This window comes from Sphingomonas sp. Leaf33, from assembly GCF_001421785.1.
Lineage (GTDB): Bacteria > Pseudomonadota > Alphaproteobacteria > Sphingomonadales > Sphingomonadaceae > Sphingomonas.
On sequence record NZ_LMLB01000001.1, the window covers coordinates 1,050,127 to 1,059,371 of the forward strand.

Consider the following 9,245-nt stretch of genomic DNA (forward strand, 5'->3'; position numbering starts at 1 on the left):
CCGGTGGTCCCCCTCCCCGTGCCGGGGAGGATCTGGCCGACCTCGCCGAACGCGCCGCGCGCCTCGCCAAGGCCGACCTCGTCACCGGCATGGTCGGCGAATTCCCCGAACTGCAAGGCCTGATCGGCGGCTACTACGCCGCCGCCCAGGGCGAAGACCCCCGCGTCGCCGCAGCGATCCGCGATCACTACAAGCCGGTCGGGCAGGGCGACGACGTACCGACCGATCCGGTTACGGTGGCGGTCGCGCTGGCGGACAAGCTGGATACGCTAGTCTGCTTCTTAGCGATCAACGAAAAGCCTTCTGGGTCGAGAGACCCGTTCGCGCTGCGTCGCGCTGCAATTTCTTCTATAACGTTGATTCTCCGAAATAAATTACGAATAAATCTCGGTGAAGCTGTAGCAGCAGCTTCGTGGGTATTGTTTGAACTCGCGCGTCAAACACCTCATCAAAGCGAAAATTCGTTTTGGAAGGCGATTCATGCAATTTCCCCTACCGAGGCAGCGAACCTGACCAGCAGTCAGAAGGGCATAACGCTGACAGTTGGTGGTGCGGAGGTCGGGGTCAATTTTGGCGATTATGCTCATCTTGACCTGCTGGCTGGCTCCCTGCTCTCGTTTGCTGAGGGCGGCCGAGACCTCATCGACTTCTTCGCCGACCGCCTCAAAGTCCAGCAACGCGAAGCCGGTGTCCGCCACGACCTGATCGACGCTGTCTTCGCCCTCGGCGGCGAGGACGACCTCGTCCGCCTGCTCGCCCGCGTCCACGCGCTCCAGGCCTTCGTCGCATCCGAGAACGGCAGGAATTTGCTCGCAGGCTACAAGCGGGCCGCGAACATCCTGAAGAAGGAAGCGTTCGAACAAGGCGAGAACAAACCGCTTTCCTACATGCCCGAACCGGCCGAAGAAGCCTTGCGCACCGCGCTCGATTCGGCCGAGCCGCGGGCGAAGGCGGCGGTCGCGGCGGAGGATTTCGAAGGGGCGATGGCGGCACTGGCGACCTTGCGCGCACCGATCGACGCGTTCTTCGAAAGCGTCACGGTGAACGATGCCGATCCGGACAAGCGCGCCGCGCGGCTGGCGCTGCTCGCCCGGATGCGCGACGCGGTCCACGCCGTGGCCGACTTTTCGAAGATCGAGGGTTGACCGCGACAGTGTGACCTTCGTGTGACCTTCCACGCCAAATGACGCAAGAACGCCAGTGATAGCGGGCACTTAGAGGACCGGCATGACCCAGTACGTATATCGCTTCGGCGGCGGAGTTTCGGACGGTGGCCGGGGCGACAAGAACCTGCTCGGCGGAAAGGGCGCGAACCTCGACGAGATGGCGTCGATCGGCCTGCCGGTCCCGCCGGGCTTCACCATCTCCACGCCCGTCTGCGCGGTCTATTACGACGAAGGCGGCCAGTTCCCGGAGTCGCTGAAGGCCGAGGTCGCGAACGGCATCACGCATATCGAGCAGATCACCGGCAAGCGCTTCGGCGACGCGGCCGACCCGCTGCTCGTGTCGGTCCGGAGCGGCGCCCGCGCGTCGATGCCCGGCATGATGGACACGGTCCTGAACCTCGGCCTCAACGACGCGACGGTCGAGGGGCTGGCGGCCGTGTCGGGCGACGCACGCTTCGCCTGGGACAGCTATCGCCGCTTCATCCAGATGTATTCGGACGTCGTGCTTGAGCTCGACCACAGCCGCTTCGAGGAAGCGCTGGAGATCGCCAAGGAAGACAACGGCTATTACCTCGACACCGACATGACCGCCGACGACTGGCGCAAGCTGGTCGCCGAGTACAAGGCGCTGGTCGAGGAACTGTGGGGCAAGCCCTTCCCGCAGGACGTGCACGACCAGCTCTGGGGCGCGATCGGCGCGGTGTTCGGGTCGTGGCAGTCGGAACGCGCCAAGGTCTATCGCCGGCTGAACGACATCCCCGCGTCGTGGGGCACCGCGGTCAACGTCCAGGCGATGGTCTTCGGCAACATGGGCGATACGTCCGCGACCGGCGTGGCCTTCACCCGGGACCCGTCGAAGGGCGACAACGCGTATTACGGCGAATTCCTGATCAACGCGCAGGGTGAGGACGTCGTCGCGGGCATCCGCACGCCGCAATATCTGACGAAGGCCGCGCGCGAAGCTGCCGGCGCCAAGCCCGCGTCGATGGAAGAGGTGATGCCGGAGGTCTACGGCGAACTGGCGGGCGTCTTCGACCTGCTCGAACGCCATTACCGCGACATGCAGGACATCGAGTTCACCGTGCAGCAGGGCAAGCTGTGGATGCTCCAGACCCGCTCGGGCAAGCGCACCGCCAAGGCCGCACTGAAGATCGCGGTCGACATGGCGAACGAAGGGCTGATCACCCGCGAGGAAGCGATCGCCCGGATCGACCCGGCGGCGCTCGACCAGCTGCTCCACCCGACGCTCGACCCGAAGGCGCCGCGCGACGTGCTGACCAAGGGGCTGCCCGCCAGCCCCGGTGCGGCGTCGGGCAAGGTCGTCTTCACCGCCGACGCGGCCGAGATAGCCGCAAAGGACGGACAGGACGTCATCCTGGTCCGTGTCGAAACCAGCCCCGAAGACATCCACGGGATGCACGCGGCGAAGGGTATCCTGACCGCGCGCGGCGGCATGACCAGCCACGCCGCGGTCGTCGCCCGCGGGATGGGTCGCCCCTGCGTGTCGGGCGCGGGCGCGCTGTCGATCGGCAAGGGAGTCGCGCGCGTTGGCGACCGCGAGATTCGTGAGGGGGAAATCCTCACCATCGACGGCTCGACCGGCGAAGTGATGGTCGGCGCCGTCCCGACCGTGCAGCCCGAACTGTCGGGCGATTTCGGCACGCTGATGGAATGGGCCGACGGCATCCGCCGTATGAAGGTCCGCACCAACGCCGAAACCCCGCTCGACTGCCGCACCGCGCGCGAGTTCGGTGCCGAGGGCATCGGGCTGTGCCGCACCGAGCACATGTTCTTCGAGGCGAGCCGCATCACGTCGGTCCGCCAGATGATCCTGGCGAACGACGAAGCCGGCCGCCGCGCCGCGCTCAAGAAACTGCTGCCCGAACAGCGCAGCGACTTCGTCGAGATCTTCGAGGTGATGGCAGGCCTGCCGTGCACCATCCGCCTGCTCGACCCGCCGCTGCATGAATTCCTGCCGCACGCCGACGCGGAGTTCGAGGAAGTCGCGAAGGCCACCGGCCTCGACATCGACACGCTGAAGCGCCGCGCGAACGAGCTGCATGAGTTCAACCCGATGCTCGGTCATCGCGGGTGCCGTCTCGGCGTGACGTACCCCGAAATCTACGAGATGCAGGCGCGCGCGATCTTCGAAGCCGCGGTCAGCCTGGACGCAGCACCCGTGCCCGAGATCATGATCCCGCTGGTCGCGACCAAGCGCGAGCTGGAGCTGATGAAGGCCGTCGTCGACAAGGCGGCCGAGGCCGTGTTCGCGGAAACGGGCAAGCGCGTCGACTATCTGGTCGGCACGATGATCGAGCTGCCGCGCGCGGCGCTGCGCGCCGGCGAGATCGCCGAGGCCGGCGAGTTCTTCTCGTTCGGCACCAATGACCTGACGCAGACGACTTTGGGCGTGTCGCGCGACGACGCCGCGCGCTTCCTGACCGACTATGTCGAACAGGGCATCTACGCCAAGGACCCGTTCGTCAGCCTGGATGTCGAGGGCGTGGGCGAACTGGTGAAGCTGGCTGCCGAGCGTGGGCGGGCGACGCGCGCCGACATCAAGCTCGGCATCTGCGGCGAACATGGCGGCGACCCGGCGAGCATCGCGTTCTGCGAGTCGGTCGGCCTCGATTACGTCAGCGCCTCGCCCTACCGCGTGCCGATCGCGCGGCTGGCGGCGGCCCAGGCGGCCCTCGCCGACGCAAAGCCAGCCCTGAAGGCGCAGTGACGCCGGCCATCGCCCCGACGGCGCTCGACGCATTCGAGGCCGATCTGACCGCGGGCGGCATCGTCACGCGGGTGCTGGAGGCGTGGGCGGGCGGGCCGGTCCGCGCGGTCCGTGTCGCCGGATCGGCCGAGGCATCGCCCGAGACGCGGGCGCGGTTGCGGGTGGGGGCGGACGCACCGCTCGGCTTCCGCCGCGTCCGGCTGATGTCAGGCGAGCTGGTGCTGTCGGAAGCGGACAACTGGTTCGTCCCGGAGCGGCTGACGGCGGCCATGCTGGCGACGCTGAACGCGACGGAAACACCGTTCGGGATCGTCATCGCGCCGCTGGACCCACACCGGGAAACGCTGGCCTGCACACGCTTGACCGGCGATCCGGTGCTGTCGATCCGGGCGCTGGTGCTCGACGGCGATGAAATGCCGCTGGCGGCGGTCGAAGAGCGCTACGCCGCCGCTTGTCTGCGTTGCTGACGTCCGTCATCCCCGCGCAGCGGGGAAGACGGCTGAAAGGCGTGTCCTTAAACGCGATCGGCCGGCCGCGCTTCGCTCTGCGGCACCACGCCCATCGTTGAAGCGGTCACCGGCGATGCGCGGGCGATACGGTCGCGGTCGGCCTCGGCGGCCTTGATCCGCGCTTCGGCGTCCTTGCGATAGGCGACATGCTCTGCCTCGGCCGCGCGCAGCTGGGCCTTGGCCTTACCACCGGCGCGGCTGGCGAGGCCGAAGATATAGCCGGCGAGCACGCACAGCGCGAGGACCGCGAACTGGGTAGGCGTGGTGAAGAGCATCGGGGGAACCTCCTGTTACGGAGGCTCAACGGTCTTCGGCCGACCCGCGTTCCGTCATTTCCCCGACAGCAGCGCGTCGTTGATGCTGCACGCCGCCGGGCCCAGGATGACGATGAACAGTACCGGCAGGATGAACAGGATCAGCGGCACGGTCATGATCGCGGGCAGGCGCGCGGCCTTTTCCTCGGCGCGCATCATGCGCTCGTTGCGGAACTCGGCCGACAGCACGCGCAGCGCCGAGGCCAGCGGGGTCCCGTATTTCTCGGTCTGGATCATGGTCGTGACGACGCCCTTGATCGAATCCAGGTCGGTGCGCTGCGCCAGATTCTCGAACGCGGTGCGCCGGTCGGTCAGGAAGCCCAGCTCGATCGATGTCAGCTGGAACTCGTCGCCGAGTTCGGGATAGGCGCGGCCGAGTTCCTTGGCCACGCGAGCGAAGGCGGCATCGACGGTCAGGCCCGCTTCGGCGCAGATGACGAGCAGGTCGAGCGCATCGGGCAGCCCCTTACGGATCGCCAGCTGGCGCTTGCTGATCTTGTTCTTGAGGTACAGGTCGGGCGCCTTGTACGACAGGATGAAGGCGCCCGCGACCAGGCCGTAGGCCTTCAGCGGCGACCAGTCGGCGAACGTATCGGTGCCATAGACCAGGTACATGACCGGCAGGCCGAGCACGATCGGCAGGACCAGCCGGCCGAAGATGACCGCGACGGCCCATTCCTTCGATCGGATGCCGGCCTGCATCAGCTTGATCTGCGCGGCCTTGACCTGCGTGTCCTGCAGCACCTTCATCCCGCTCAGCAGGGCGCGGATTCGGTCGGTCGCCTCGTTCTTCTGGACAAGTTTCGCGCGGCGCTTGCTGGTGGACGCGGTGATGCCGGCCTTCAGCTGCTCGCGGCGGTCGTTCAGCGCCCTCACGCGCTTCGTCATCGGATCGCGCACCGTGGTCGCGGTGTAGATCGCGAAGAACACGGCCATGGCGGCGACGCCCGACAGGATCGTCGCGACGAGGAACACGTCGACGCCGAGGAGCGTGGGCCCGGATGCGGGAGGGGTCATGATCGGTGCTCCCGCTTCAGATTTCGAAGTTGATCATCTGGCGCATGATGAACGCGCCGATCGACATCCACACCATGCCGCCCAGGCCCGTCAGGATCAGGCGCTGGTCGGTAAAGAAATTCTGCATGTAGCTGCCGTTGATGAACCAGATGAGGCCGAAGACGATGAAGGGCAGCGCGCCGATGATGTAGGCCGACGCCTTCGATTCCGACGACATCGCCTTGATCTTGAGCTTCATCTGCCCGCGCTTGCGCAGCACTTCGGCCAGGTTGGCGAGCGTTTCGGCCAGGTTGCCGCCGGTTTCGCGCTGGATCGCGATGGTGATGACGAAAAACTGGAATTCGGGCGTGCCCAGGCGGTCGGACGTTTCCTGCAAAGCCTGGTCCATCGACTTGCCGATCTTCATCTTGTCGCTGACCGCGCGGAATTCCTCGCCGACCGGCCCCTCGACCTCGGCGCCGACAACGCCCATCGTCTCGGTGATCGGCAGGCCCGATCGCAGGCCGCGCACCAGCAGTTCGATCGCATCGGGGAACTTCGCGGTGAACTTGGCGACGCGGCGCGTGATGAGCGTGCCGACGACGACGTGCGGCAGGCCGACGCCCGCGAACAGGCCGACGAACAGCGCCAGCAGGAACGGCAGGCCAAGGATCAGAAACACGACCACGATGCCAGCGACGGCCGCCCCGGTCGCCATGCCGTACTGGCCGACCGTCCACGACTTGCCCGTCATCGACAGCCGCTTCTGCAACTGTTCCGGATTGGGCAGCAGCCGACCCATCGTCAGGTCCATCTGGCTGGCGCGGTTCGTGTCGATCTTGCGCACGCGCGCTTCAACCGCACCGGCACCGCTCACGCCCGAATGGCGGTCGCGCACGGCGGTCACGCGGCGGGCCTGGGCGCGCGCCGGCGACGGGCCGGCCAGCGCGATCCCGATCATCAGCAGCGCGAGAAGCGCGCCGATGCAGGCCATCATGAGCGATGCGGGTTCCACGACGTGCCTTGACCTCTCGTTATGCCGTCCGCCGCCCAAGCGGGCGGCGGCATGATGCTATTTGGACTTCTTGGACGACAGCCGGGCACCCAGCGTGCCGAGCTTGCCGAGCAGCGACTCGCCGCCGCCGGTGCCCTTGGTTCCAGCCTTGCCCTTGCCCTTGGCCGGCGCGGCGGCAGCCTCGGCCTCGGCGCAGTCGGCGATCTGGTCGGCGAGCAGCGACAGCGGGGCGAAGCTCTTCTGCCCCTTGGCAGCCTCGGCCAGCGACTTGCCGAGCTTGGCCGCCTGCGATGCGATTTTCGGATCGAACGGGATCGCATGATCGATCTTGCGTTCGATCGATCCTTCGAAATCCTTGCGGCTGATCTCCAGCACCGCATTCTGCTGGACGCGGTTGGCGACGACGATCACGCGGACGGCGGGAGCGTTCGACTTGAACCACGCCAGGATGCGGATGGTGTCGCGCGCGGCGGCCAGGGTGAAATCGGTAACCAGTACCGCCACCTGGATGTCGTTCAGCAGATGCGGGTGGTTGACCAGCATCGATCGTGGGAGGTCGACGACGGTGCATTCGAACGCGCCGCGCATCTCCTCCTGCAACTGGTAGAAGGCGGCGCCATCGGTGATGATCGGCGCGTTGATCGGCGCTTCCGCCGACAGGACGGCCAGATGGTCGGATGCGCGCACCATCGCGCGTTCGATGAACAGGCCGTCGATGCGGCTGGGGTTCTCGATCGCGTCGGTCAGCCCACGGCCGGGCTCAAGGTCGAGCGACAACGCACCGGTGCCGAAATGGACATCCAGATCGAGCAGCGCGGTCGTGCGCTTCGCCGTGCTGCTCATCAGCCAGGCGAGCGAGGTCGCCATCGTCGATGCGCCGACACCGCCGCGCGCGCCGATGACCGCGACTGCGCAGTGCGGGCGTTCGACGGCGGCCGTATCATCCTTTCGCGGGGCGTTGAGCGACGTCTGCGCCTGCGACAGGCTTTCGCGCAGCTGGTCGGGGTGCAGCGGCTTCAGCAGATAGTCCTGGATGCCGCTGGCGACCAGGTCGCGGTACAGTCGGACGTCGTTGACCTGGCCTGCGGCGATCACGATCGTGCCGGGTTCGCAGACCTCGGCCAGCGCGTTGATGTCGTTCAGCGGATCGCCGCTCTCCGACAGGTCGACGAACAGGATGTTCGGGCTGGCCGAAACCGACAGCGTCTGGACCGCGTTGCGCAGGCCGCCCTTGTTCACCTTTTCGGTCGGCCAGCCCATTTCGCCGGCGATCGGACGGATCGCCTCCGCGGTCGCTTCGTCGCAGACGAAGGCGACGAACGGGTCGCGGGTGCCGGCCCGTGCAGGATTCCATGGGGCGTTCATCAATTGCCTCCCTTGGTCGATTCGGCCTTTAGGCCGCCAGCGCCAGTCGACGGCGCCTTGCGATACGTGTCGATCGCCTTGAAGGCCGCCGCCGGGTCGCTGGTCGGCGCACCCGGCTGGCCGCGGACCAGATCCTCCGGCCGGGCGATCATCGACGCCAGATTGGAATTGACCGCGCAGCCGTAATTGGAATTGGTGTTGCCTTCATATTCGATGCCCGACACGCGGCTGTGATCGGGACAATTCGGCACCGATGCGCGCATCCGCGACACGACGACGCGGGCAGTGCCCGGCGCGATCTGGCCGGCGGTGTAGGGCACTTCGTCCGACACCAGCAGGCCGTAGCGTGCGGCGAGCGCCGACACGGTATCGCGCACCGCAGCGTTCGCCCCGGTGTTGGCATCGACCGCGATGCGGTCGCCATAGCCAAGCCGCAGCGACGACATCCAGCCGGCCAGCCGGTCGGTCTCCTCCGCCGTCAGGCCGTTGTCGGCGGCAGCGACATCGAACGCATAGTCCGACCGCTGCACCACCGGCTGGTGGATCGATTCGATGCCAGTATTGCGGGTGCCGCAGGCCGACAGCGCGACCGCAGCCGTCGCTACCAGCAGGATTCGAAGCTTTGCCGACATCCGATCCGTCTCCTTCACGCGTACACTCACTTGAGGCTGAAGCCCGGCATCGGTGCCGCGCCCTTCTTCGACGAGGTCTTGGCCGGTGCCATCGCCTTCACCGGGTCCGGCGTCGCGGCCGGGGCGGGGGCGGGCAGGACCGGGGCAGGTGTCACCGCACCGGCGCTGGGCGGCGGCGCGCTGGGCGTCGCCATCTGCGGCTTGGGCCGGCTTGCGCCCGACGTGCCCTTCGCCAGCGTGCCCATGAACAGGCGGTCGGCGTCGGTCGGCGCGCGGTAGCCGTCGGTCGGCAGCACGATGTCGTTCGCGTTGACCGGCTTCACCAGATACGGGGTGATGACGATCACCAGTTCGGTCTCGTTGCGCTTGAACCCGTTGGAGCGGAACAGCGCGCCCAGCACCGGCACGTCGCCGATCCCCGGCGTCTTCGTCAGCGCATTGTCGTGGCTGTTCGACAACAGGCCTGCGATCATGAAGCTCTGGCCCGAACCCAGCTCGACCGTCGTTTCGGTGCGGCGGG

The 9,245-nt window shown here is 67.1% G+C and carries 8 protein-coding genes and 1 pseudogene; 3 read left to right on the forward strand and 6 right to left on the reverse strand.

What is annotated here, in order from left to right:
- The 3 genes from ASE86_RS15650 to ASE86_RS05295 form a co-directional block, all read left to right on the forward strand.
- Window positions 1-1,145, forward strand: a 1,145-nt coding sequence (locus ASE86_RS15650; protein ID WP_156347127.1) for a glycine--tRNA ligase subunit beta, incomplete at its 5' end; no start/stop codon positions are given.
- An 82-nt stretch (window positions 1,146-1,227) separates the two neighbouring features.
- Window positions 1,228-3,894, forward strand: a complete 2,667-nt coding sequence (gene ppdK / locus ASE86_RS05290) for a pyruvate, phosphate dikinase (protein WP_056423297.1) — start codon at window positions 1,228-1,230, stop codon at window positions 3,892-3,894.
- Window positions 3,891-4,361, forward strand: coding sequence for a hypothetical protein (locus ASE86_RS05295; protein WP_056423300.1), 471 nt, complete (start codon window positions 3,891-3,893; stop codon window positions 4,359-4,361). Before ppdK ends, ASE86_RS05295 begins: the two co-directional genes overlap by 4 nt.
- A 47-nt stretch (window positions 4,362-4,408) precedes the next feature.
- On the opposite strand, the gene ASE86_RS05300 is transcribed toward ASE86_RS05295, so the two are convergent.
- The 6 genes and pseudogenes from ASE86_RS05300 to ASE86_RS16440 form a co-directional block, all read right to left on the reverse strand.
- A complete protein-coding gene (locus tag ASE86_RS05300) occupies window positions 4,409-4,678 on the reverse strand; it encodes a hypothetical protein (RefSeq protein WP_056423303.1) in 270 nt (89 codons plus the stop codon).
- A 54-nt stretch (window positions 4,679-4,732) separates the two neighbouring features.
- Window positions 4,733-5,734: a type II secretion system F family protein gene (locus ASE86_RS05305; RefSeq protein ID WP_056423306.1), complete on the reverse strand. Its 1,002-nt coding sequence runs from the start codon at window positions 5,732-5,734 to the stop codon at window positions 4,733-4,735.
- Window positions 5,735-5,750: 16 nt separating this feature from the next.
- A complete protein-coding gene (locus ASE86_RS05310) occupies window positions 5,751-6,710 on the reverse strand; it encodes a type II secretion system F family protein (protein WP_156347031.1) in 960 nt (319 codons plus the stop codon).
- A 75-nt stretch (window positions 6,711-6,785) separates the two neighbouring features.
- Window positions 6,786-8,093: a pilus assembly protein CpaE gene (locus tag ASE86_RS05315; RefSeq protein WP_056423313.1), complete on the reverse strand. Its 1,308-nt coding sequence runs from the start codon at window positions 8,091-8,093 to the stop codon at window positions 6,786-6,788.
- Window positions 8,093-8,725 carry a CpaD family pilus assembly protein gene (locus ASE86_RS05320; RefSeq protein WP_056423316.1) on the reverse strand — a complete coding sequence of 211 codons (633 nt, stop codon included), beginning with the start codon at window positions 8,723-8,725 and terminating at the stop codon, window positions 8,093-8,095. The genes ASE86_RS05315 and ASE86_RS05320 overlap by 1 nt, the downstream gene beginning before the upstream one ends.
- A gap of 26 nt (window positions 8,726-8,751) precedes the next feature.
- Window positions 8,752-9,245: pseudogene (locus tag ASE86_RS16440) on the reverse strand (secretion system protein); the annotation flags it as partial.

Excerpts from the sequence above, each read along its gene's own strand:
- ppdK (WP_056423297.1), top strand. The coding sequence starts at position 1,228 with ATGACCCAGTACGTATATCGCTTCGGCGGCGGAGTTTCGGACGGTGGC.
- ASE86_RS05300 (WP_056423303.1), bottom strand. The coding sequence starts at position 4,678 with ATGCTCTTCACCACGCCTACCCAGTTCGCGGTCCTCGCGCTGTGCGTG.
- ASE86_RS05305 (WP_056423306.1), bottom strand. The coding sequence starts at position 5,734 with ATGACCCCTCCCGCATCCGGGCCCACGCTCCTCGGCGTCGACGTGTTC.
- ASE86_RS05310 (WP_156347031.1), bottom strand. The coding sequence starts at position 6,710 with ATGATGGCCTGCATCGGCGCGCTTCTCGCGCTGCTGATGATCGGGATC.
- ASE86_RS05315 (WP_056423313.1), bottom strand. The coding sequence starts at position 8,093 with ATGAACGCCCCATGGAATCCTGCACGGGCCGGCACCCGCGACCCGTTC.
- ASE86_RS05320 (WP_056423316.1), bottom strand. The coding sequence starts at position 8,725 with ATGTCGGCAAAGCTTCGAATCCTGCTGGTAGCGACGGCTGCGGTCGCG.